This window comes from Rhodococcoides navarretei (genome assembly GCF_038069675.1).
GTDB classification, from domain to species: Bacteria; Actinomycetota; Actinomycetes; order Mycobacteriales; family Mycobacteriaceae; genus Rhodococcoides; species Rhodococcoides navarretei.
Genome location: NZ_JBBPCN010000001.1, coordinates 934,851 through 957,900 on the forward strand (window position 1 = coordinate 934,851; position 23,050 = coordinate 957,900).

The following is a 23,050-nucleotide window of genomic DNA, read 5'->3' on the forward strand; positions in this document are numbered from 1 at the left end:
GCGCCCCCGCGCGCACGAGTACCGTCCCGGACCAGAAGAAACACATCTAAATTGGAGGACATCTTGTCATTCGTCACCCGCACGAGCACGCGGAAGGCAGCACTCGGCGGCGTCGCGTCGCTCGGTGCAATCGCCCTGATCGCAGGCTGTGGATCTGCTCCCGAAGACGAAGGATCGGGCGGAGGCGGATCGAGTGACTTCCTGCCCTGCATGGTCTCCGACAGTGGCGGATTCGACGACAAGTCGTTCAACCAGCTCGGGTTCGAGGGATTGACCGAGGCCTCCGAAGAGCTCGGCGTCGAGCCACGCACCGTGGAGTCCGCATCGCCGACCGACTACGGCCCCAACATCAACAACCTCGTCGATCAGGGCTGCAACCTCATCGTCACCGTCGGATTCGATCTGGCCGACGCCACCAAGGTGGCCGCCGAGGCCAACTCCGACATCGACTTCGCGATCATCGACGACTCCTCGATCGACCTGCCGAACGTCAAACCGCTGACCTACGACGCGTCGCAGTCCGCATTCCTCGCCGGCTACGCGGCCGCGAGCTACAGCACCACCGGTGTGGTCGGCACGTTCGGTGGGTCGCAGCTGCCGACCGTCACCATCTTCATGGACGGCTTCGCCGACGGCGTGAACTACTTCAACGAGCAGAAGGGCGAGGACGTCCGCGTCATCGGTTGGGACGTGCCCTCGCAGAACGGCTCGTTCACCGGTGGATTCACCGCGAACGAGGTCGCGAAGAACACCGCCCAGGGTCTGATCGACCAGAACGCGGACGTCATCTTCCCGGTCGGTGGTCCTATCTATCAGAGTGCGGCACAGGCCATTCGCGACTCCTCGCGTCCCGTCGCGCTCATCGGTGCCGACGCAGACGTCTTCGAGTCCGACCCGTCGGTCGGCGACCTGTTGCTGACCTCGGTCACCAAGGGCCTCAAGACCAGCGTCGACGAGGTCGTCGCCAACTCCGGCGCAGATTCGTTCGACAACACCCCGTACGTGGGCACCCTCGAGAACGACGGCGTCGGCATCGCACCGTTCCACGACTTCGAGTCCAAGGTCGACCCCGCACTGCAGGGCGAGCTGGACACGATCAAGGCCGGCATCATCGACGGGTCCATCACCGTCGAGTCGCCGTCTGCACCCAAGTAGTTCATGAAGCTCGAACTTCGCGGAATCACCAAACGATTCGGCTCGTTGATCGCCAACGACCATATCGATCTGAGCGTCGAATCCGGCGAGATCCACTGCCTCCTCGGCGAGAACGGTGCAGGCAAGTCCACGTTGATGAACGTGCTCAGCGGTCTGTATCGCGCCGAGGAGGGCCAGATTCTGCTCGACGACGTCGAGCAGAACTTCGCCGGACCGGGCGAGGCCATGACCGCCGGTATCGGCATGGTGCATCAGCACTTCATGCTGATTCCGGTGTTCACCGTGGCCGAGAACATCGTGCTCGGTAACGAAACCACCTCGCTCGGTGGACGACTCGACCTCGTGGCAGCGCGGAAGCTGGTGCGCGAGATATCCGCGAGGTTCGGCTTCGATCTCGATCCCGATGCCCTCGTCGACGATCTTCCCGTCGGCGTGCAGCAGCGGGTCGAGATCGTCAAAGCACTCTCTCGTGAGGCGAAGGTGCTCGTGTTCGACGAGCCCACCGCCGTCCTGACGCCGCAGGAAACCGACGATCTGATGCGGATCATGCGGGAACTCGCGGCGTCGGGCACCACGATCGTGTTCATCACCCACAAGCTGCGCGAAGTGCGCGAAGTAGCCGACAAGATCACCGTCATCCGGCTCGGCAAGGTCGTCGGCGAAGCCAAGCCGACCGCCAGCAACACCGAGCTCGCCGCGTTGATGGTGGGCCGCGACGTGCAGTTGACCGTCACCAAAGACCCTGCGGAGGTAGGTGATTTGGCGCTCGTCGTGAAAAATCTGTCGGTGTTCGACGCCCAGGGCAACAAGACCGTCGACGACATCAGTCTCGCGGTCGCGGCGGGAGAGATCCTTGCCATCGCCGGGGTGCAGGGCAACGGTCAGACCGAATTCGTCGAAGCCCTACTCGGGTTGCAGGGCAACGTAACCGGCACGATCACCCTCGACGGCAACTCGCTCGTCGGGGCGTCGGTGCAGGACGTGCTCGACGCAGGCGTCGGTTTTGTGCCCGAAGATCGCACCGTCGACGGACTGGTGGGCGAATTCTCCATCGCCGAGAACCTCATGCTCGATCGCTCCAACAGCATGCCGTTCGTGCGGCGCGGCGCGGTGCAACGTGAGTATCTCAGCCAGTTCGCGGCGGAGAAGCTCAGCGAATTCGACGTTCGCGCACCAGGGATCGGCACCGCGGTCGGACGGTTGTCCGGCGGCAACCAGCAGAAGGTGGTGCTGGCGCGAGAGCTGAGCCGTGATCTGCGGCTGTTCGTCGCTGCGCAGCCGACTCGCGGAATCGACGTCGGGTCCATCGAATTCGTGCACAAGCGCATCGTCGCCACCCGGGATTCGGGGATCCCGGTCATCGTGGTGTCGAGCGAACTGGACGAGGTGGCCGCACTGGCCGACCGCATCGCCGTCATGTATCGAGGAGCAATCGTGGGAATCGTCCCCGGGGATACGTCCCGCGAAACACTCGGATTGATGATGGGTGGTGAGCGCGGTGAGTGAGGCCCAGCAGCCCTCGAAATCTCATGTCGTGTTGCGGCAGATCTTCACCGGAAGCGCCATCATCTCGGTTCTCGCGGTATTGCTTGCGCTGATCGTCGGTGCGGTGCTCATCGCAGCCACCAACTCGGGCGTGCAGGAATCGGCCGGGTACTTCTTCTCGCGTCCTTCGGACATGCTGACGGCGATCTGGGATTCCGTTGCCGGGGCGTACTCCTCGTTGTTCCAGGGTTCGGTGTACAACTTTCGTCGCCCCGGATTCGAGAACGGCATCAGGCCGCTGATGGAGACGCTGACGTTCGCGACCCCGCTGATCGTCGCGGGACTCGGTGTGGCACTGGCGTTTCGCGTCGGTATGTTCAACATCGGTGGTCGCGGTCAGATGCTGATCGCCGCAGCATGCGCAGGCTGGGTCGGTTTCGGAGTGAACCTGCCGGCCGGCATTCACCTGCTGGTCGCCGTTATCGCCGGTGTCTTCGGCGGCGCGGTGTGGGGCGGCATCGCCGGATTCCTCAAGGCGCGCACCGGCGCTCACGAGGTGATCGTCACGATCATGCTCAATTACATCGCGTTGTATCTGATCGCGTACCTGCTGCGCACCCCCGGCGCGCTCCAGGCCCCCGGCTCGAACAACCCCAAGACCGCGGCGATGGCCGATACCGCGGTGTTCCCGAAGCTGTTCGGCGATCGCTACAGCCTGCACTGGGGATTCGTGCTGGTGATCTTCGTGACGATCGCCATCTGGTGGCTGCTCGAGCGATCGAGTCTCGGATTCCGCTTCCGCGCCGTCGGCGAGAATCCACACGCGTCGCGCGTCGCAGGCATGAACGTCAACCGGATCTACCTGTACGCGATGATCCTGTCGGGTGCCCTGGTCGGCTTGGCCGGAGTGGCCCAGGTGCTGGGCACCGTCACCACCGGCTTCAGTGCCGACATCGATGCCGGCATCGGATTCGACGCCATCACCGTCGCGTTGCTCGGCCGATCGAAACCGTGGGGTGTGTTCTTCGCGGGAATCCTGTTCGGCGCGTTCAAGGCCGGCGGGTTCGCCATGCAGGCTGCCGAAGGCGTACCCATCGACATCGTGCTCGTGGTGCAGTCGGTGATCGTGCTGTTCATCGCCGCGCCGCCCCTGGTCCGAGCCGTGTTCCGATTGCCCAAACCCGGTGAAGAGAAACTCGCGAAGGCCGAGACCGCGAAGGTGGGTGCACTGTGACCACCTCCGTCGACGCCCCCACCGGGGCGGTACTCGGTCGCAGCTGGAAGGCTCCGTCGATTCTCGGGGTCGCGACGCTGCTCGCTCTGGTGCTGTTCGTCGTCAACAAGGGCTCGGGGACAAGCACATTCGCGCTGGCGTCGGAGGACGACTTCTTCGCGCTGCCTGCTGTGGGTGTGCCGTCGTACGGCACGGGTCTCGTCGTGGTCGTACTGCTGGCCGTCGTCACCGCCTACTCGTCGCTGCTGGCCTCGCGGTACCGCTCGACGCCCCTGTGGCTGTCGGCAGTGTTCGCCGTGCTGTTCGTGTTCGGGTTCCTGGCCTGGGCCGCGGACGGCGAGACCATCCCCGTTCCCGGGTTGCTCATCGGGGCAGTCGCGCTGAGCACCCCGTTGATCTTCGGTGCCATGGGCGGCGTGATCTCCGAACGCGTCGGCGTCATCAACATCGCCATCGAAGGGCAGTTGCTCGCAGGTGCTTTCGTCAGCGCCGTCGTCGCGTCGATCACCGGCTCCGCCTACGTCGCGCTTCTCGCCGCCCTGGTCGCGGGCGCGTTGACGGCGTCGCTGTTGGCGGTGTTCTCGATCCGCTACTTCGTCAATCAGGTCATCGTCGGTGTGGTGCTCAACGTGCTGGTCGTCGGACTGACGAGCTTCCTGTACTCGGTGGTGCTCACCAAGAACGCCGAGACGCTGAACTCACCACCGCGGTTCGCGCGCATCGACGTTCCGGTGCTCTCGCAGATTCCGATTCTCGGTCCGGTGCTGTTCCGGCAGACGCTGATCGTGTACCTGATGTACATCGCCGTCGCACTCGTGTTCCTCGGGCTGTTCCACACCAAGTGGGGTCTGCGACTGCGTGCCGTGGGCGAGCATCCGCAAGCTGCCGACACCGTCGGAATCAACGTCGCCCGCACACGATTCTGGAACGTCTGCCTCGCCGGTGCCATCGCCGGACTCGGTGGCGCGTACTTCACGCTCGGCTCGGTCGGCGCGTTCGGCAAGGAGATGACTGCCGGTGCCGGCTACATCGCTCTCGCCGCCGTGATCTTCGGTCGCTGGGATCCGGTACGCGCGACGCTGGCCGCGCTGCTCTTCGGATTCGCGTCGAATCTGCAGAACGTGCTGGGCATCATCGGGTCTCCGGTCCCCAGTGAATTCATGCTGATGTTGCCGTACGTGGTGACCATTTTCGCCGTCGCGGGCCTGGTGGGCCACGTCCGAGGGCCGGCCGCGGCGGGTAAACCGTATGCGTCCCGAAGTTAGCGCCCGCGCTACCTGACTCACCGGTAGGGTCGCTGTCCGTTGTGACCGCTTTCACTGTAGGGTTCGGTCATTGTTGCCGCAGTTTTTCGAAGGAGAGCCATGAGCTTCCGCAGTCCCTTTCCCGATGTCGAGATTCCCGAACTCAGCGTCTACGACTTCCTGTTCGGCTCCATCGCCGATTCCGACCTCGACAAGCCTGCACTGATCGACGGCACCTCGGGTGACGTCACCACCTACAAGACGCTGATCGGTCAGATCGACGCGATCGCAGGTGCGCTGGCTGCGCGTGGACTAGAGGTCGGTGACGTCGTCGGACTCCACTCGCCGAACGTGCCCGCGTTCGCGTCCGTGCTGCACGGCATCCTGCGCGCAGGCGGAACCGCCACGACGATCAACGCGCTGTACACCGCCGAGGACATCGCCAAGCAGCTCACCGGCTCGGGCGCGAAGTTCCTGTTCACCGTCTCGCCGCTGTACCCGCAGGCCAAGGCGGCCGCGGAGAAGGTCGGCATCGACGCCGATCACGTGATCGTGCTCGACGGTGCCGAGGGCCACCCCAACCTGCGCGATCTGCTCACCCAGGGTGCGCCTGCCCCCGAGGTCTCGTTCGATCCGGCCACGCACGTCGCAGTGCTGCCCTACTCGTCCGGTACGACGGGTGTGCCGAAGGGCGTCATCCTCACCCACCGCAACCTCGTCGCGAACGTGGCACAGATGGAACCGCGCGTGGGTATCGACAGCGACGACGCCATTCTGGCGCTGCTGCCGTTCTTCCACATCTACGGCCTGACCGTGCTGCTCAACATCGCTCTGAAGCTGCGTGCGCACCTGGTGACGATGCCGAAGTTCGATCTCGTCGAATTCCTTCGGATCATTCAGGATCAGAAGCTGACCTACCTGTTCATCGCACCGCCGGTGGCCGTCGCGCTCGCCAAGCACCCGATGATCGATCAGTACGACCTCTCCAGCGTGCACACCATCTTCTCGGGTGCCGCACCGTTGGACGAGGAACTGGGCAAGGCCGTCGCCAAGCGTCTGAACACACGGGTGCGTCAGGGCTACGGCATGAGCGAGCTCAGCCCCGTCAGCCACGCCATCCCGTTCGACCGCGACGACATGCCGCTGAGCTCGGTGGGTCAGCCGTTGGCGAACACCGAGAACAAGCTCGTCGACCCGGGCACACTCGAGGAAATCGACTTGCCCACAGAGGGATTGAGCAAGCCCGGTGAATTGTGGGTCAAGGGACCGAACGTGATGGTCGGGTACCTCAACAACCCCACCGCCACCGCGGAAACCCTCGACTCCGACGGTTACCTGCACACCGGCGACATCGCCGTCGTCGATCCCGAGGGTGTCGTCTACATCGTCGACCGCCTCAAGGAACTGATCAAGTACAAGGGGTACCAGGTGCCACCGGCCGAGCTGGAGGCTCTGCTGCTCACGCACGAGGAGATCGCCGACGCCGCCGTCATCGGTGTGCTCGACGACGAGGGCGAGGAAATCCCCAAGGCATTCGTCGTCCGCCAGCAGGGTGCCACCATCGACGAGGAAGGCATCATCGCCTTCGTCGCCGAGCGTGTGTCGCCGCACAAGAAGGTGCGACGCGTCGAGTTCATCGACATCGTCCCGAAGTCTGCAGCGGGCAAGATTCTGCGTAAGGACCTGAGGGCCGCGGAGACCGGGAAGTAACACTCCGTTTGCACGACAACACCCCGTCCCACACTGAGTGGGGCGGGGTGTTTTTCGTGTGCGGTTCGGGAACCTCACACCCTTTTTCCCGACCGCGCGGCCTTGATCAGAGGCGAATGCGGGCGCGCGGTCGACAGTGGGGGTGTGAGGTTCCTGTGCACATCGACGCCTACGTTCGGGAGCTGGGCTCGCGGGAACGACTCGAGGCTTTCAGAGCTCATCGTCGTTCAGCCGCGCTGCCCACCACGACACGGAGCCGAATCGGAGTGGACTCAGCTGTGGGGAGTAGGTCCGAACCTCACAGCTGGTGTCCCGAACGTGTCAGACGGGCTGGCTCATTGCGTGGTGGCGAACGGCGCTGGCGTACTTCTCCAGGGTGATCAACGGTGGCCGGTCGACGAGTGAGAGCGGTGCGACGGTCGTAGAGAGTTGATTTCCGGCTGTTGCGAACGTGGTGAATCCGGCACCCGAGTCGTGCAGGCCCAACCGCGAGAACATCGTGGCGATGATCTGGCGGCTCATGACAGCAAGTTCGGAGGTCGGCCGGTTTCGGTGCCGACGGGTCCCGAGGCCGATCTGTCCGATCGCGGCCGCGCCGAGGCGGTGGTAGGTGTCCAGTAGCAGACCGATTTCGACACCGTAGCCGGGGGCGAACCGGAGGGATTCCAACAGTTGCCTGGTAGCGGCGTATTCGCCGCCCAGCGGTTGGAACACTCCCGCGAGTTCCGGAACCAGCGCGGTCAACAGGGGCCGCACCGTCAGCTGAGTGACTCGGCCGCCGCCGTCCTCGTCCGTGCTGTCGCCGATCGTCAGTGGACGGCGGTAGAACCCCTTCACCAGCTCGATGTCCTCTGTCATCAGCAACGGGCCGACCAACGCGGGAACGAAATGCGAACCCGGCTCCACCAGATCGGAATCCACGAACACCACGATGTCGCCCGAGGTGGCCGCCACTCCTCGCCACAGGACTTCACCCTTGCCGCGCACGACGGGTACGCCCGGGAGCGCCTCCTCCCTGGAGACCACGGTGGCACCGGCGCTGCGCGCTCGTTGCGCTGTGCGATCGGACGATCCCGAATCCAGTACGACCAACTCGTCGATCAGGCTGCCCAGGTGCGGAGTCATCGACGAGATGACGCCGGCGACGGTGTCCTCCTCGTCGAGCGCCGGAAGCACAACGGACACCGTCCGACCACGCTTGGCCCGAACGAGGTCCGCGAGCCGCCACGGAGGTCGGACCCAGGTCGCGGCAAGAGCGGGTGTGCCGACAGCGTCGAATCGGTTCATCGAGTTTCCTTCGTTGTCGCGCGATACGTCACGGATTCAGCGGGTGCCCGTCGGCAGGTCCATGGATGGCGCGATCACCGACCACGCGTCGTGCAGATCCTGTTCCCAGTAGGCCCATGAGTGGGTTCCGGTGGGTCGAAAGTTGTAGGTGGCCGCGATGTTCAGCTCCTGTAACCGTTGCTGCATCTGGCGGGAACAGTTGTCCGTGGTCGCTTCGATGACCGCACCGACGGCCAACTGCTGCGCGAGCTTGCCGTAGTCGCTGCCGATGCCGGGGCCACCGGGCACGTCGAATGCGCCCGGAGCTCCCGTTCCGCTCGATATGTAGACGGCGATGCCGCGCAGTCCCTCTGCATGGACGTAGGGGTCGTTGGCCGCCCAGCCGTCACTGCCGGGAGGCCCCCACATGTTCGTGGTCGATCCACCGCCGCGGGCTTCGACAACGGATCTGACATACATCGCACCGACCGGGTCGCTGGTGCGCGCGCAACCGCTGAACGAGGAGACCGAGCGGTACACCGAAGGATGAGCGATCGCGAGCTGAAGTACCGACGTTCCGGCCATCGAGATACCGGCGACCGAATTGACACCGTTGCTGTCGAGCAGCGTGTTCATCAGTGGTGGAAGTTCGAGACCGAGGAACGTGGACCACTTGTTTCGGCCCAGCACCGGGTCGTCTCGCAACCAGTCGGTGTAGTAGCTGGCGGCACCACCCCGCGGCACCACGACGTTGACGTTCTTGGCTCCGAAGAATCCGGCGATGTCGGTCTGATCGAACCAACTGCTTCCGCCGTCTCCGCCGGCGGCACCGTTGAGCAGGTAGAGGGTGGGCGCACCGGACGCGTCTGCCCGGAACACGTCGATGGTGATCTCGCGGTCCATCGCAGCGGAGTGAACCTGCACGACGTCGCGGCGCACACCGGCGCTGTCGACGGCGACGATCGACGACTCCGGGCCTGCCGTGGCCACAGCGGCTGAGCCCGACATGAGCACGACGACGGTCACGAGCACGCCGAGAGCCGACACCGTCGCCTGGCGAAGGCGAAATCGACTGCGCATCAACCGTTCCTGACATCGAGGGAGCAGCGCCCAGCACGGGATACGGCGGGCGCGATGTGTCACCGACGGTAGAGCGAATCACTGCGATCGACAACAATGCTGACGATCCTTCATTTCTGACACAGATATCTCGCGAATTGTTGTCGATTTTCCAGAATGCCCGTCGACGGGGTTTCTTCGATTCGGCTCGAATGATGCACTGACCCCTCCGATGCACTTCACCGTGTCGGATCGCTCTGTCTCCTTCGAAAGGTTGTGTCGTGGTCGCATTCGGACTCATCGACGAGTGGAAGCCGGCTCCAGGACCGCTCACCACGTGGTCGCCCACCGTCGCCTCACGAGCTGCCGCCGCGGCTGCGCCCGCCCACCCGGCACCCCCCTCGCACATCCAGCAGGCCTACCTGGAAGCTGCCTACCGCAACCGAGGGTCGTCGTTCCGCTTCTCCCGGTTGTGCCTGGTGACGTTCCGAATCGAAGGCGCACTGGACCGCTCGGCGATGGGCCAGGCGTTCAATACGTTCGTCACCCGACACGATTCCTTCTGCAGCTGGTTCTCCACGACGGCGGAGGGTTCGACGCGCCACCTCGTCGATGCCGCCGACATCGCGCTCGAGCCAACCGATTTCGGAGTGCCCTCGGACTCCGAGGCCATTCGGCGTCATGTGCAGGACAGCACGCCCGGCCCCGACAGCTGGGATTGCTTCTCCTTCGGGACGATCGAGCACGACGACCACTTCGTGGTGTACGCCGCCGTCGACCATCTCGACACCGACGGCATCTCGCAGGCGCTGACGTACTACGAACTGCGCCAGCTCTACCGCAATGCTGTGACGGGGGAGTCCGACGGACTGTTCACCCCCGGCAGCTATCTCGAGTACTGCCGGCGCGAACGGCTGGAGAGCGACGCCACGACCCTCGACAGTCCTGCGGTCCAGACCTGGATCGACCTGGTCACCGACAACGGTGGAGATCTTCCGACGTTCCCACTTCCGTTGGGGCGCAGCAGTGTCGACTACACACGAACCTCTCACAGTTCGTTCCCGCTGTTCGACGGCGCGAGGGCGCGGGCCGTGGACGAGGCGTGTGCAGCCGTGGGAGTCAAGTTCATCGGCGGCATCTTCGCCGCAGCGGCCCTGGCGGAGTACGAGCTGGCCGGCCGGAGCAGCTACCTGGGCCTGACGCCCAAGAGCACGCGGTCGACGCCAGGTGAATTCGCGTCCATCGGGTGGTACTCGAGCCTGATTCCCGTGCGTTTCGATCTCGGCGCGCAGCCGACGTTCCTGACCCTCGCAGTCCTCGCGCAACAGGCGTTCGACTCCGGCAAGCTGCTCGCGAACACCTCGTACCACCGGGTACTCGAACTGGCGCAGCCGGAGCACGGGATCACGACGCAGCCCGGTTGGACTGCACCGATGATCTCCTACGTGGACGTTCGTAAGCTTCCCGGGGAAGCCGAACTGGATGCGGCCGGGGCCGGTCTGTACGGAAACCGCGGCAGCTCCGAGGAAGTCTTCATGTGGATCAACCGCTTCGAGGACCACACGGGTGTCGAGTTCCTCTACCCCGGCACCGACGAGGCCGACCGATCGATCGACCTGTACTTCTCGAAGATCGCCGAGATCTTCACGGCCGTCGTCGAATCGGGCGACTACACGCCGCAGATCGCGAGCGTGTTCACGCACGAGCTCCCGGACGTCAGCAGGGTATGACGCACCCGCGCCGCGGTTCGTGGCTCACGCTCGGCGCATGTCTGCTGGCGGTCACGATGCAGATGATCGACGTCACCGCCGTCACCGTGGCGTTGCCGTCGATCGGTCGTGATCTGGATGCATCGGGCGCACAGCAGGTCTGGATTCCGACGGCGTACCTGCTCGCGTTCGCATGCGCGCTCCTGACGATGGCCCGGGTGGGGGAGGTGTTCGGGCGCAGAACCGTGTTCGTCACCGGGACTGCACTGTTCGCGGTGACATCGATGCTCTGCGCGTACGCGCCCACCGTCGAGTTGCTCGTCCTCGGTCGCGTGCTGCAAGGGCTTGCCGGAGCGGCGATGTCGGCTCAGACGGTGGCGATCGTGACCGCCGCGTACTCCGGCACCAGGCGCACCATCGCGTTCGCGCTGTACGGCGGCACCGCGGGGCTGGCCGGACTCGCCGGACCGTCCATCTGCGCACTGCTGCTGCACCTCGACATCTTCGGAACGGGCTGGCGCGCACTATTTCTGATCAACGCGCCGATCGCTCTGGCCGCTGTTGCGATCGGCCGACGGTTCGTCTCCCCGGGTTCCGAGCATGTTCGAGTCGGTAGCGGTGGGCGGTTCGACCCCGTCGGTGCTGCCCTGTGGTCGATCGGCGCACTGCTGATCGTCTATCCCGTCATGGCGAGTTCGAGCTTCGTTGCTGCTCTACCCGCCGTGGTGCTCGGTCTAGCAACACTGACGGGATTCACGGTGTGGGAACGGCGACGACGGGCAGCCGGAGCGCACGTCATGGTGAACATCGGCGTATTCGGTGAGCGCGGATTCTCGTTGGGCTGCACCGTCTCGGCTCTCGTGTACGGCACGTTCACCGGATTCATCCTGACGATGTCGGTGACTCTGCAGACCGGCCTGGGGAACAGCGCGTCGACGGTGGGAGCGATCACCGTCCCCTTCGCGCTCGGGGCCGTCGTCGCGTCCGTGGCCGCGCCGGTGTCGTTCCGGCGCTGGGATTCTCGGGTCGTGGCGGCGGGCGCGGCGGCGATGGGGATATCGCTGTTCGTCCTCGGCGTCACCACGGATTACCTCGATCGAGCCGGCTTTTCCTGGTGGATGGCGATCCCTCTGATTCTGGTCGGTGCGGGCTTGGGCTCGGTGATCGCACCGCTGCAGAGCACCATCGTCGCTGGGGTCGAGCCGCACTCGCTCGGCTCGGCTTCGGGAATTCTGCCGACCGTCCAACAAGTGGGATCGGCGGTGGGAACCGCAACGACCGGTGCCGTGTACTTCGCTCTGCTTCCCTCGGAGCCGGTCGCTGCCGACTACCTGGCGTCGCAGCGGACGGTGCTGTTCGGTCTGGCCGCGACCATGGTGGTGGCCACGATGATCGCGGCCGCTCTACCGCGAGGCGATCGCAGGCCTGCCGACCGCGACCCATCGATGGTCTCCACCGGTGCACCGTGATGCTTCCGAAAACAATTGAGCAACAACGCAATCACCCACAATTTCACCCGAATCAGGTGTTCGGGCCGATCGAAATCGAGAAGAGTTACACCATGCTTCGCACCTTCGTGACCTCTGCGCTCGTCGTCGGGCTGATGTCGATGTTGCTCGTCTGTGCACCTCAGGCGTCGGCTGCGCCCACCGGTCCGACACCGGTGTCCGGCACCCTGTACGCGTCGGTACCGGATCTGTCCGGAACCAGCAACGGTGATGTCCTCGATACCAGGCGGTTTTCGAGTCCGTTGTATCCCGGAGCCGACATCTGGCAGATCCAGTATCGCTCGTCCGACTCCAGGGGCGACGCGATCGCTGCGGTGACGACCGTCCTCGCAGCTGCGAACCGCGTACCCGGTGGCCCTCTGCTGTCCTATCAGCCGTTCGTCAACGCGCTCGGGTTGCAGTGCGCACCGTCGGAATCACTGTTCGGTGCCGATCCGACGACCGGTGTTCAGGAGCGCGAGTTTCTCAATCTGGCACTGATGCGAGGATGGTCGGTCGCGGTGCCGGACCACCTCGGACCCGACAGTGCTTACGGCGCAGCGAAACTGGGTGGTCAGATCACGCTCGACGGCGTCCGCGCCGCACAGCGCGTGCCGGAACTCGGTTTGGCAGCGAGCCCGGTAGGTATGGCCGGGTACTCCGGCGGCGGAATGGCGACGGCCTGGGCTGCAGCGCTCGCTCCGAGCTATGCGCCCGAGCTGAACATCGTCGGTGCCGCAGCCGGTGGTGTTCCGGCGGACCTGGACAACATCGCTCGCTCGCTCGGCTTCCAGCCGCACCAGGCCTTCGGGCTCGCATTTGCTGCCGCTCTGGGCCTCGAACGCGAATACCCCGATCGTCTGCCGATCACCGCACAGCTCAATCCCGCAGGCCTGGCGCTGAAGGATCAGGTCTCGAACGCGTGCACACCGGTGATCCTGGCGACCGGAGCCTTCAAGAGCGCCCTGGCGGTCTCCACCACGACGTCACTGGTGGACAGTCCGGAGGCGCAGCAGATCATCGACGAGAACAGTTTGGTGCGGTATCCGGGTGTTCCCACCGCACCCACGCTTCTGTGGGGAAGCGACAACGACCCGCTCATTCCGATCACTGCGTTGCGTGACACCGCGGCGAGGTACTGCGCCAGTGGGGCGACCCTGCAGTTCGACGTCGTACATGCTCCGCAGCACATTCAGGCCGCATTCGAGGGACTGCCGGCAGCTCTGACGTTCCTCGACAACAGGTTTCGGGGTGTCGCACCGCCGACGAACTGCATCCGATGAGACTGTTCGCACGTGCCGTGGTTGCTGCGACCACCGCTCTGGTCGTGTCCACCACGCCTGCTCATGCAGCGGAACTTCCGGTGCTGGCACCGCAGTCGCTCGGCGACTTCTCGGTGCAGACTCGCTACTTCGACGTCGCAGTGGGCCCCGAACGTGATCAGCACTGCACCGTCGTGGGTGACATCTACGTTCCGGCTGGGCTCGGACCGGAGCGCCGCGCCCCGGCCATCCTGACCAGCAACGGGTTCGGGGGGTCCAAGGACGACCAATCGGGTGCCGCGGCGAGGTTCGCCACTCACGGCTACGTGGTTCTGTCCTACTCCGCACTGGGTTTCGGTGGCTCGACCTGCAAGATCTACTTCGCGGATCCCGACTACGACGGCATGGCCGCGTCGGCGCTCATCGGCTACCTCGCCGGCGACAACGACGGCGTATTCACCGACGCTGCACTGTCCACCGAAGCCCCCGCTCTCGACGTGGTTCGCCTCGATGCTCCGCAGGATCCCCGCGTCGGCTATCTCGGTGGGTCCTACGCCGGCGCAACAGGACTGGCGACCGCAGCGATGGATCCGCGACTGGACACGGTGGCGTCGATGATCACCTGGAACGACCTGTCGCGTTCGCTGGCACCGGAGGCGACGGGCCGACGGCCGGTGGGCCCGATCAAGAGCGTGTTCGGGTCGGCCTTTCTGGCGGCCGGGGCGGTCCTGACCGGTCCGCTCGGTTACGCCACCGATCCGGCACGGGCGGCAGGGTGCCCGAACTATGCCGAGTGGGTGTGCGACGCGGCACTCGATTTCGCTGCGAACCGGCAGCCGGGCCCGGCAACTCTGGCAGCCATGCGTCATGTCTCACCCGTCGACTATCTCGATCGTGTCGACGTTCCGGTTCTGCTCGCCCAGGGGCAGAAGGATTCGCTGTTCGGCCTCGACGAAGCCGCCGCCACCTTCGAGGCGCTGCGGTCGCGCGGGGTGGAGACGTCGATGATCTGGCATTCGTGGGGGCACAACGATCGCAAGGGCTATCCGGGCGAGTTCGACATCAAGGCACCCGACCCGTTCGCCCAGCACGAGGCGGCCCTCGTCGGCAACTGGCTGGACCGACACCTCAAAGATCGCGACGTCGACCCGGGCCCGGCATTCACTTATTTCCGGGACTGGGTGCCCTACACCGGCGTCGCGTCGCCGGCCTACGTCGAATCCGAGACATTTCCCGTCGGTGCCCGCCGCACGTTCCGATTGTCCAATGGAGTGCTGTCCGAGGGTGATTCGACGAATGATGCGTGGACGCAGACGATTCGGGGTGCAGGTGCGTCGATGCCCACCACGTTCGGACTCCCGAATCTCGCGGCCGAATTGCCCGTGCCGCGGGTCTCGCTACCCGGTTCTGCCGCGTCCTGGACAACCGCGCCGCTCACCGAACCCGTCGACGTGGTCGGCTCACCGGAGCTGTCCATCGGTCCAACGGTGTCCGGTCCCGCGACGGTCTTCGTCACCGTCCTCGACGTGGCACCGAACGGTGTGCGGAGCCCGATTCACGGACTCGTCGCACCGGCCGTACTCACCGGATCCACCGAACCGGTGACGATCTCGCTCCCCAGCATCGTTCATCGATTCGACCGCGGTCATCGCGTCGGGGTCGAGATCACCGCGTCGGATCCGTCCTTCGCCGGTGGGCCGGGTCCAGCGGACGTGACCGTCTCCTCGGCGGATCCGATCAACCGATTCTCGTTGCCCACAGTGCCGTGACACTTCGATTCGATTTCTCCGAAAGGCTCGCCGTGATCCGAAAATTTCTTGCCCTTGGCTCCATTCTGGTGGCACTCTGCGCGTCCCTTTTCGCAACGGGCGCAACAGCTTCGGCGGCTCCCACGCCGACGATCCCCGATCCGGACATCTTCTACGCGGCACCGCCCGACATCGCCGATCACGCGCCGGGTGACATCCTGGCCAGCCGTCGGGCCGACGCATGGATGTATCCCAACACCGACATCTGGCAACTCAAGTACCGGTCGACCAACTCCGCAGGTGCTCCGGTCGCCGCGGTGACCACCGTACTGATGCCCCGAGGTAGAGGTGCGGGAACGCCACTCGTGTCGTATCAGGCAGTGATCAATGCCCTGGGCGTCAAATGTGCACCGTCGCATGGTCTCTTCACGTACGAGATCGGCGAAGCCCCGAGCCTGTACCTCGGAATGGTGGCCCGCGGTTGGGCGGTTGCGGTGCCGGATTACCTCGGACCGACCGGTGCCTACGGCGCTGCCGAGTACGAAGGTCGGTTGACGCTCGACGGCGTTCGGGCCGTGCAGAACTTCGAGCAGTTGCCGCTGAAGGACAGCCCCGTCGCGCTGCTGGGTTACTCCGGAGGTGCACTGGCGACATCGTGGGCCGGTGCGATGGCACCCACCTACGCCCCCGAGCTGAACATCGTGGCCAGCGTGCACGGTGGAACGCCTGCCGACCTGGGGTTGATCGCAAAGAACCTGGGCTACAGCGCGATTCCGCACCCGGCCTTCGGAATGGCGCTGGCGGCATCGCTCGGACTCGAACGTGAATACCCGACCGAGTTCCCCGTCTCGGAAAACCTCAATGCGGCGGGCCTGGCGCTGCGAGATCGCGTGAGCAACGAATGCCGGCGCCCCATCATCATCGGTGGAGCGTTCAAGAGCGCCCGGGACCTGTCGAACGTCGACATCGCCTCGCTGCCCTCGGCGCAGGCGGTATTGAAGAAGAACAGTCTCGTCGACTACGAGGGCGTGCCCTCGGCCCCGGTGTACATCTGGCACGGAATCAACGACTTCATCACCCCGTTCGCGCCGGTGAAGGAGACGGTCGACCGATACTGCGCAGCCGGTGCGACCGTGCAGTTCAGGGCGTATCCACTCGCGGAGCACTTCAGCGGATCGCTCGTCGGACTGCCCGAGGCCTATGCCTACGTGGACGCCCGATTCCGAGGTGAGCCGGCACCGTCGAATTGTGGCTGACGCCTTTCGCCCGTCGTGACCTCACACCCTCTGTGCGGACTGCGCGCCCCTGCTCGGAAGTGAGCGGGGGCGCGCAGTCGGTAACAGGGGTGTGAAGTCGCCGTGGAACCGAGGCGATGTTCGCTGCGTCCAACGAGATGTGAGTGCAACGCGGTGGTGGGTGGCGGGTGTGGTCGGTGTGATGGTGTCGGTCGCTGGATGTGGCGGGGCCGCGGAGGATGCGCCGGTCGCGGAGTCGGCAACGAGCTCGGTGGTTGCGACGCCGTTGGCAGCGAAGCCATGGGATCCCTGCACGATTCCGGACAGTGCAGTGGAGGCAGCGGGATTGGATGTGGGGAGCAAGAGTACGAACCTGTTCGGAGAAGCGCCGATCTCGACCGACTGGATGATCTGCGCCTGGAGAAACCCCGACCCAGGCTCCTGGTACTTCCTCGGAGTGTTCTCGTCGGACCACGATCTCGCGTATCTGAAAGGGAATGACCAGTTCGGTGAGTTCACCGCAGTCAATGAGACTGGGGCCGTTCAGTTTCGGCGAACTGCGAATTACGATGAGGTCAGCTGTGGCGTCGCCTACGAAGTGGTTGGCGGAATTGTCTACTTCATTCTGGACGGGCGGGCTTCTCGCGAGCCACAGGGTGATCCATGTGTAGAGGTCGGGCGTGTTGGAAGCGCGCTACGCCCATTGTTGCCACCGTCGAACCGATAGTGAGGAGCAGCTGTGGGGTCAGGTCCTAATGAGCTTGGGGCAGCCATGCTGACGTGGCGGGCATTGGCAACGCAAGCGGAGTCGGGTCAGCTGGAAATTCCGGAGGGCGTGGCGTTCCAGTGCGACCAGGCGTGCGCGGAGTACATCTTGCATCTCGAGTTGATGTTGGAGAAGACGAAATGGTTGGTCGATGTCGACGCATTCGGCACGCTTCCTTCAGCTCGACAGCTGGGTCGCAAGTTCAAGCGACTCGCCGATGGGGAAGAGCGGTCGGCGGCCGTCGCGATCAGGCAGCACATCGAGGTCATCGAATTGATGCGGTCGGTGTTCAAGCGCTATTTCGTCGACACCGAAGAGCTCGATCGGAGTGTGGGAGCTCGTATCGGCGGTATCGGAGCCGGCTTGGGGGAGTGAGTCCGCAACCTCACACCCTTTCTGCACACCTCACACCCGAGCTATGACGCGAACCGAGGCGCGCGGTCGGCACAAAGGGTGGGAGGTCCCCGTAGATCAACGCGACGAAGCGTCGAACATTGTCCGAAATGTCCGTAGTGCCAACCCCTGCAACACAATCGAGACAACATTCGCGAATCGGATGCCTTACTCTGCCTTCGTGAATCTTTCCACGGCCCGTCTGGTACAAATGCGACCGCGCGATCCGAAGGAACCGCATCGCTCCGCGAGCCCGCTCGAGTTGTTCTTCGACCTCGTGTTCGTGGTCGCCGTCAGCATCGCCGCGGTGCAACTCCATCACGCCCTCACCGAGAATCACGTGCGCGACGGCATCATCAGCTACCTACTGGTGTTCTTCGCGATCTGGTGGGCGTGGATGAACTTCACGTGGTTCGCCACCTCCTTCGACACCGACGACTGGCTCTATCGCACGCTGACCGTCGTACAGATGGCCGGAGTTCTGGTCCTGGCCGCTGGAGTCGACTCGGCGTTCAACGACAAGAACTTCACCATCGTCGTGATCGGTTACGTCGTGATGCGCATCGCCATGGTGACTCAATGGCTGAGGGCGTCGAGACACGACGAACTTCGCAAGACTGCGCTGACCTACGCGACAGGCATTGCGGGAGTGCAGGTTCTGTGGATTCTCTGGGTGCTGTTGCTCGACGGCACCACTGCCGTCGTGGTGTTCCTCGTCCTGGCCGCGGTCGAGATGTCGGTGCCCCTGATCGCCGAGCGCAAGGGAACCACGCCCTGGCATCCGCACCACATCACCGAGCGCTACGGACTGTTCACCCTGATCCTGCTCGGAGAGAGTTTGCTGGCCTCGGCCAACGCCATCATCGAAGCGCTGCACGACAAAACTGCACTGGCACCGTTGATCTCGATCTCGATCCTCACCGTGATCGTCACCGCGAGCCTGTGGTGGATCTACTTCTGGCCCCCGCATCACCGGGCGATCGGAATGTTCGGCAACTCGGTGGTCTACGGCTACGCGCACTACTTCATCTTCGCGGCAGCGGGTGCGTTCTCGGCCGGCATCGAGGTCGAGATCGACGTGCTGACCGAGCACAGCGCGCTCGGCGACGTAGCCGCGTCGTTCACCGTCACGATCCCGATCGCGGTGTTCGTGCTCGGTGTCTGGCTGATCGCGATCAAGGCCAACGCCGACCGCGTCGTGAACGTCGTCGTGCCCGCGGGTGCCGTGCTCGTGCTCTTCGACCCCGTCATCCCCATCCCGATCACGCTGACAGCCGTGATCATGGTCGCCGTCGTCGCGGTCCTCGTCGCACGCGGGCCAATCGATTCCCAGTAACAGGTCGTTCCGCAGGCTCCACTCCCAGCGAAGAGCATGAGAAACTGGCCACATGAGTATCGGAACATTGATCCTGCTTCGCCACGGCGAGAGCGAATGGAACGCCTCCAATCAGTTCACCGGTTGGGTGGACGTGCGACTGACCGAGAAGGGTGAGGCCGAGGGCAAGCGTGCCGGCCAGCTTCTGGCCGAGGCGGGCGTCCTGCCCGACCTGCTTTACACCTCGCTGCTGCGCCGCGCGATCAGCACCGCAAACCTCGCACTCGACGCGGCCGACCGGCACTGGATCCCGGTGGTCCGCGACTGGCGTCTGAACGAGCGGCACTACGGCGCGCTGCAGGGCCTGAACAAGGCCGAGACCAAGGACAAGTACGGCAACGAGCAGTTCATGCTGTGGCGTCGTAGCTACGACACCCCGCCGCCCGCCATCGAGGTCGGCAGCGAGTTCAGTCAGGATGCCGATCCGCGCTACGCCGATCTGGACAGCGTTCCGCTGACCGAGTGCCTCGCAGACGTCGTCGAGCGGCTCATTCCGTACTTCGAGGAGACGATCGTCGCCGATCTGAAGGCAGGCAAGAACGTCCTCGTCGCTGCGCACGGCAACTCGCTTCGGGCGCTGGTGAAGTACCTCGACGAGATCTCCGACGCCGATATCGCCGAACTGAACATCCCCACCGGAATCCCGCTGCAGTACGACCTCACCGAATCGGGCGGCAAGTTGAAGCCCACCAACCCCGGCGGGACGTATCTCGACCCGGAAGCCGCGGCTGCCGGTGCCGCCGCCGTGGCAAACCAGGGCGGTAAGTAGCTTCACCTCCGACAAACCGACCTTTTGTCGTAACTGCAGGTGAACGATCGAAGAACACTGCCGACGAGGACTATGACGACCAGGGAAATGCCTGCACCCTGCGTATGTGAGCTGTCCATCGAACGTACGATTCCGGTGTGAGTGTTGCATCGGCCGTACTACTGGCTATCGCCGCGGCCTTCGTGGGATACCTCGTCGGCGGTGTTCTGATTCCCTACCTCAATACTCGACACTCGGAGCGTCGTCGCGCCACGTCCGGTCTGACGATGTCGCAGGTACTGGACCTGATCGTCCTCGCGTCGGAAAGCGGTATCGCCGTCGTCGACCAATTTCACGACGTGGTGCTGTTCAACCCACGCGCCGAGGAGTTGGGCCTGGTGCGTAACCGTCTGATCGACGATCGGGCCTGGGATGCCGTCCTCAAGGTCCTCGCCGACGGACACCCCGTCGAAGTCGACCTCAGCTCGAAGAACCCGAGAACCGGCCGCGACAAGATCGCCGTCCGCTGTATGGCGCGTCTGCTGAGCAAAGAAGACAAGCGCTTCGTGGTGCTGTTCGCGGACGACGACTCCGAGCAGGTCCGGATGGAGGCGACGCGTCGGGACTTCGTGGCCAACGTCAGCCACGAGCTCAAGACACCCGTCGGCGCGATGAGCCTGCTGGCCGAGGCGTTGCTCGAATCGGCCGACGATCCCGATTCCGTCCGGCACTTCGGCGGCAAGGTCGTTGCCGAGTCCAAGCGCCTCGGCAACATGGTCACCGAACTGATCGCTCTCTCGCGATTGCAAGGGGCCGAGAAGCTGCCCGATCTCGAGGTCGTCGACGTCGACACGGTCGTCAACGAAGCGATGGACCGGTCGAAGCTGGCCGCTGAGAACGCCGGAATTTCTGTCACGACCGACCATCCGAGCGGGCTCGAAGTACTCGGAGACCAAGCTCTTCTGGTGACGGCCCTGGCCAACCTCATCCAGAACGCCATCGCCTACTCCTCGGACGGTGCGCCCGTGTCGGTGAGTCGAGCCCTACGCGGAGACAACGTGGCGTTCGCCGTCACCGATCGCGGCATCGGCATTGCCAAGGGAGACCAGGAACGCGTCTTCGAGAGATTCTTCCGCGTCGACAAAGCTCGGTCGCGGGCAACCGGCGGCACAGGCCTGGGCCTGGCCATCGCCAAACACGTCGCAGCCAACCACAACGGCAGCATTTCGCTGTGGAGCAAGCTGGGCACCGGATCCACCTTCACCCTCCAGATCCCTGCGTACTTCGAAGAAGACGACGCCTCGGTTACAGAAAGAGAGAATCAGTGACCAACGTTCTGATCGTGGAAGACGAAGAGTCGTTGGCCGATCCGCTGGCCTTCCTGCTTCGCAAGGAAGGTTTCGAGGCCACCGTCGTCGGAGACGGACCCTCGGCACTCGCGGAATTCGATCGTGCAGGAGCCGACATCGTGTTGCTCGACCTCATGCTCCCCGGCATGAGCGGAACCGACGTGTGCAAGCAATTGCGTTCACGCTCAGGCGTTCCCGTCATCATGGTGACCGCACGCGACAGTGAGATCGACAAGGTCGTCGGCCTCGAACTCGGTGCCGACGACTACGTCACCAAGCCGTACTCGGCACGCGAACTCATCGCCCGCATCCGCGCGGTTCTGCGCCGCGGCTCCGATGCCGAGGTCGACGGTGGAGTCGACACCGGGGTGCTCGAAGCGGGCCCGGTGCGAATGGACGTCGAACGTCACGTGGTGATGGTCGGGTCGGACCAGATCACGTTGCCGCTCAAGGAGTTCGACCTGCTCGAATACCTGTTGCGCAATTCCGGCCGAGTGCTGACCCGCGGACAGCTGATCGACCGCGTGTGGGGAGCCGACTACGTGGGCGATACGAAGACACTCGACGTGCACGTCAAGCGACTGCGCTCGAAGATCGAGGCGGATCCGGCCAAGCCGGAGCACCTCGTCACCGTGCGCGGACTGGGCTACAAGCTCGAGGGGTAGCGATCTGGTCGACTTCCCCGAAGTTTAAGATTCAAGTACTAACGACGAATCTTGTGACAAGGGAAGTGATTGCATGAAGGCCTTGCAGTATCGAACCATCGGCTCACGCCCGGAACTGGTCGAGATCGAGAAGCCGACGCCCGCAGCATCGGAAATCCTGCTGCGCGTGACGGCCGCAGGAGCCTGTCACTCGGACGAGTTCATCATGGGCGTCTCCGAGGAGGAGTACTTCTTCAAGCCGGTTCCGCTGACGTTGGGCCACGAGGTGGCGGGCGTCGTCGAAGCCATCGGTGCGGGCGTGACCGACGTCGAGATCGGCGAGTCGGTCCTCGTGTACGGACCGTGGGGCTGTGGCCGCTGCTACCACTGTGCCAAGGGTGACGAGATGAACTGCGAGAAGGGGATGCGTGCGCCCGGCATCTTCAGCGACGGTGGCATGGCCGAATACATGATCGTCGACGATGCCCGCCATCTGGTCCCGCTTGGCGACCTCGATCCCGTCACCAGTGTCTCGCTGACCGATGCAGGCTTGACGCCGTACCGGGCGGTCAAGTCGGCACTGGACAAACTCACGCCGGGCACGACTGCCGTCGTCATCGGTGCAGGCGGACTGGGCCACGTGGCGATCCAGTTGCTCAAGGCTCTGACCCAATCGACCGTCGTTGCCCTCGATCTCGGCGACAGGCAACTCGAATTCGCCACCGAAGTCGGTGCGGATCACGTCTACCGGTCCGAGCCCGGTGCAGCCGATTCGGTCAAAGGTCTGACTCGTGGACTCGGCGCAGACGTCGTGTTCGATTTCGTCGGTATTCAGCCCACCGCAGACCTCGCCGCGGCCATGGTGGCCACCGCAGGCCACGTTGTGGTGGTGGGGGTTGCCAGCGGCGCAGTCCAGATCGGCCAGCGCACGGTGCCTCTCGATGTGACAGGCCGTGCGATCAACTGGGGTTCGCGTGCCGAGTTGATCGAGGTGGTCGAACTCGCGAAGCGGGGTGCCATCGAGATCCACGTCGAGCGGTACAGCCTCGACGAGGCCACCGAGGCATACGACAAGTTGCACGCCGGAGAAATCAAGGGCCGCGCGGTCGTCGTTCCCTGACTCCAGGGGGATCGTGCACGGAAATTCGTAGTGGGCTACGAATTTCCGTGCACGTGCGGCG

19 protein-coding genes are annotated in these 23,050 nt (G+C 64.4%); 17 read left to right on the top strand and 2 right to left on the bottom strand.

Annotated elements, in window-relative coordinates; translation table 11 throughout:
* Positions 1-63 precede the first annotated feature (63 nt).
* The 5 genes from AABD04_RS04660 to AABD04_RS04680 all read left to right on the top strand — a co-directional run bounded on the left by AABD04_RS04660 (position 64) and on the right by AABD04_RS04680 (position 6,828).
* Complete coding sequence (locus tag AABD04_RS04660; RefSeq protein ID WP_341440393.1) at positions 64-1,155, top strand: BMP family lipoprotein; 1,092 nt, start codon at positions 64-66, stop codon at positions 1,153-1,155.
* Between the two features lie 3 nt (positions 1,156-1,158).
* The gene (locus AABD04_RS04665) at positions 1,159-2,661 is read left to right on the top strand and encodes an ABC transporter ATP-binding protein (RefSeq protein ID WP_341440394.1); all 1,503 of its coding nucleotides are present in this window, start codon (positions 1,159-1,161) and stop codon (positions 2,659-2,661) included.
* The gene (locus AABD04_RS04670) at positions 2,654-3,874 is read left to right on the top strand and encodes an ABC transporter permease (RefSeq protein WP_341440395.1); all 1,221 of its coding nucleotides are present in this window, start codon (positions 2,654-2,656) and stop codon (positions 3,872-3,874) included. Before AABD04_RS04665 ends, AABD04_RS04670 begins: the two co-directional genes overlap by 8 nt.
* Entirely contained in the window at positions 3,871-5,139 is a 1,269-nt protein-coding gene (locus AABD04_RS04675; protein ID WP_341440396.1) for an ABC transporter permease, read from the top strand. The genes AABD04_RS04670 and AABD04_RS04675 overlap by 4 nt, the downstream gene beginning before the upstream one ends.
* 99 nt (positions 5,140-5,238) lie before the next feature.
* Positions 5,239-6,828, top strand: a complete 1,590-nt coding sequence (locus AABD04_RS04680; RefSeq protein WP_341440397.1) for an AMP-binding protein — start codon at positions 5,239-5,241, stop codon at positions 6,826-6,828.
* 321 nt (positions 6,829-7,149) lie between these two features.
* Here the strand turns inward: AABD04_RS04680 and AABD04_RS04685 are convergent, their stop codons facing one another.
* On the bottom strand, positions 7,150-8,115 hold the full coding sequence (locus tag AABD04_RS04685; protein ID WP_341440398.1) for a glucosyl-3-phosphoglycerate synthase: 966 nt from the start codon (positions 8,113-8,115) through the stop codon (positions 7,150-7,152).
* 36 nt (positions 8,116-8,151) lie between these two features.
* Entirely contained in the window at positions 8,152-9,174 is a 1,023-nt protein-coding gene (locus AABD04_RS04690) for an alpha/beta hydrolase (RefSeq protein WP_341440399.1), read from the bottom strand.
* Between the two features lie 260 nt (positions 9,175-9,434).
* On the opposite strand from AABD04_RS04690, the gene AABD04_RS04695 reads away from it, so the two are divergent.
* From AABD04_RS04695 to AABD04_RS04745, 12 genes are all read left to right on the top strand, one after another.
* Positions 9,435-10,883, top strand: a complete 1,449-nt coding sequence (locus AABD04_RS04695; protein ID WP_243596457.1) for a condensation domain-containing protein — start codon at positions 9,435-9,437, stop codon at positions 10,881-10,883.
* Positions 10,880-12,331 (top strand): MFS transporter, encoded by a 1,452-nt coding sequence (locus AABD04_RS04700; protein WP_341440400.1) that lies wholly within the window; start codon positions 10,880-10,882, stop codon positions 12,329-12,331. The genes AABD04_RS04695 and AABD04_RS04700 overlap by 4 nt, the downstream gene beginning before the upstream one ends.
* 92 nt (positions 12,332-12,423) lie before the next feature.
* Positions 12,424-13,632 carry a lipase family protein gene (locus AABD04_RS04705; RefSeq protein WP_341440401.1) on the top strand — a complete coding sequence of 403 codons (1,209 nt, stop codon included), beginning with the start codon at positions 12,424-12,426 and terminating at the stop codon, positions 13,630-13,632.
* Positions 13,629-15,380: a CocE/NonD family hydrolase gene (locus AABD04_RS04710; protein WP_341440402.1), complete on the top strand. Its 1,752-nt coding sequence runs from the start codon at positions 13,629-13,631 to the stop codon at positions 15,378-15,380. The genes AABD04_RS04705 and AABD04_RS04710 overlap by 4 nt, the downstream gene beginning before the upstream one ends.
* 35 nt (positions 15,381-15,415) lie before the next feature.
* Positions 15,416-16,615 carry a lipase family protein gene (locus tag AABD04_RS04715; protein ID WP_423228211.1) on the top strand — a complete coding sequence of 400 codons (1,200 nt, stop codon included), beginning with the start codon at positions 15,416-15,418 and terminating at the stop codon, positions 16,613-16,615.
* A 181-nt stretch (positions 16,616-16,796) separates the two neighbouring features.
* Positions 16,797-17,321, top strand: a complete 525-nt coding sequence (locus tag AABD04_RS25135) for a DUF3558 domain-containing protein (protein ID WP_423228212.1) — start codon at positions 16,797-16,799, stop codon at positions 17,319-17,321.
* A gap of 45 nt (positions 17,322-17,366) precedes the next feature.
* Positions 17,367-17,735 (top strand): hypothetical protein, encoded by a 369-nt coding sequence (locus tag AABD04_RS04720; RefSeq protein ID WP_341440404.1) that lies wholly within the window; start codon positions 17,367-17,369, stop codon positions 17,733-17,735.
* 229 nt (positions 17,736-17,964) lie between these two features.
* A complete protein-coding gene (locus AABD04_RS04725; protein ID WP_341442953.1) occupies positions 17,965-19,089 on the top strand; it encodes a low temperature requirement protein A in 1,125 nt (374 codons plus the stop codon).
* A gap of 52 nt (positions 19,090-19,141) precedes the next feature.
* Positions 19,142-19,897: a phosphoglyceromutase gene (locus AABD04_RS04730; protein ID WP_243596451.1), complete on the top strand. Its 756-nt coding sequence runs from the start codon at positions 19,142-19,144 to the stop codon at positions 19,895-19,897.
* Positions 19,898-20,034: 137 nt separating this feature from the next.
* Positions 20,035-21,204: a sensor histidine kinase gene (locus AABD04_RS04735; RefSeq protein WP_341440405.1), complete on the top strand. Its 1,170-nt coding sequence runs from the start codon at positions 20,035-20,037 to the stop codon at positions 21,202-21,204.
* A complete protein-coding gene (locus AABD04_RS04740) occupies positions 21,201-21,890 on the top strand; it encodes a response regulator transcription factor (protein WP_243596449.1) in 690 nt (229 codons plus the stop codon). The genes AABD04_RS04735 and AABD04_RS04740 overlap by 4 nt, the downstream gene beginning before the upstream one ends.
* Before the next feature lie 73 nt (positions 21,891-21,963).
* Complete coding sequence (locus tag AABD04_RS04745; RefSeq protein WP_341440406.1) at positions 21,964-22,989, top strand: NAD(P)-dependent alcohol dehydrogenase; 1,026 nt, start codon at positions 21,964-21,966, stop codon at positions 22,987-22,989.
* Positions 22,990-23,050: the final 61 nt, after the last annotated feature.

Bases quoted from the DNA above. Each gene is read 5' to 3' on its own strand.
- AABD04_RS04685 (WP_341440398.1), bottom strand. From the start codon at position 8,115: ATGAACCGATTCGACGCTGTCGGCACACCCGCTCTTGCCGCGACCTGG.
- AABD04_RS04725 (WP_341442953.1), top strand. From the start codon at position 17,965: ATGCGACCGCGCGATCCGAAGGAACCGCATCGCTCCGCGAGCCCGCTC.
- AABD04_RS04745 (WP_341440406.1), top strand. From the start codon at position 21,964: ATGAAGGCCTTGCAGTATCGAACCATCGGCTCACGCCCGGAACTGGTC.
- AABD04_RS04665 (WP_341440394.1), top strand. From the start codon at position 1,159: ATGAAGCTCGAACTTCGCGGAATCACCAAACGATTCGGCTCGTTGATC.
- AABD04_RS04730 (WP_243596451.1), top strand. From the start codon at position 19,142: ATGAGTATCGGAACATTGATCCTGCTTCGCCACGGCGAGAGCGAATGG.
- AABD04_RS04700 (WP_341440400.1), top strand. From the start codon at position 10,880: ATGACGCACCCGCGCCGCGGTTCGTGGCTCACGCTCGGCGCATGTCTG.
- AABD04_RS25135 (WP_423228212.1), top strand. From the start codon at position 16,797: ATGGTGTCGGTCGCTGGATGTGGCGGGGCCGCGGAGGATGCGCCGGTC.
- AABD04_RS04690 (WP_341440399.1), bottom strand. From the start codon at position 9,174: ATGCGCAGTCGATTTCGCCTTCGCCAGGCGACGGTGTCGGCTCTCGGC.
- AABD04_RS04720 (WP_341440404.1), top strand. From the start codon at position 17,367: ATGCTGACGTGGCGGGCATTGGCAACGCAAGCGGAGTCGGGTCAGCTG.
- AABD04_RS04705 (WP_341440401.1), top strand. From the start codon at position 12,424: ATGCTTCGCACCTTCGTGACCTCTGCGCTCGTCGTCGGGCTGATGTCG.
- AABD04_RS04710 (WP_341440402.1), top strand. From the start codon at position 13,629: ATGAGACTGTTCGCACGTGCCGTGGTTGCTGCGACCACCGCTCTGGTC.
- AABD04_RS04680 (WP_341440397.1), top strand. From the start codon at position 5,239: ATGAGCTTCCGCAGTCCCTTTCCCGATGTCGAGATTCCCGAACTCAGC.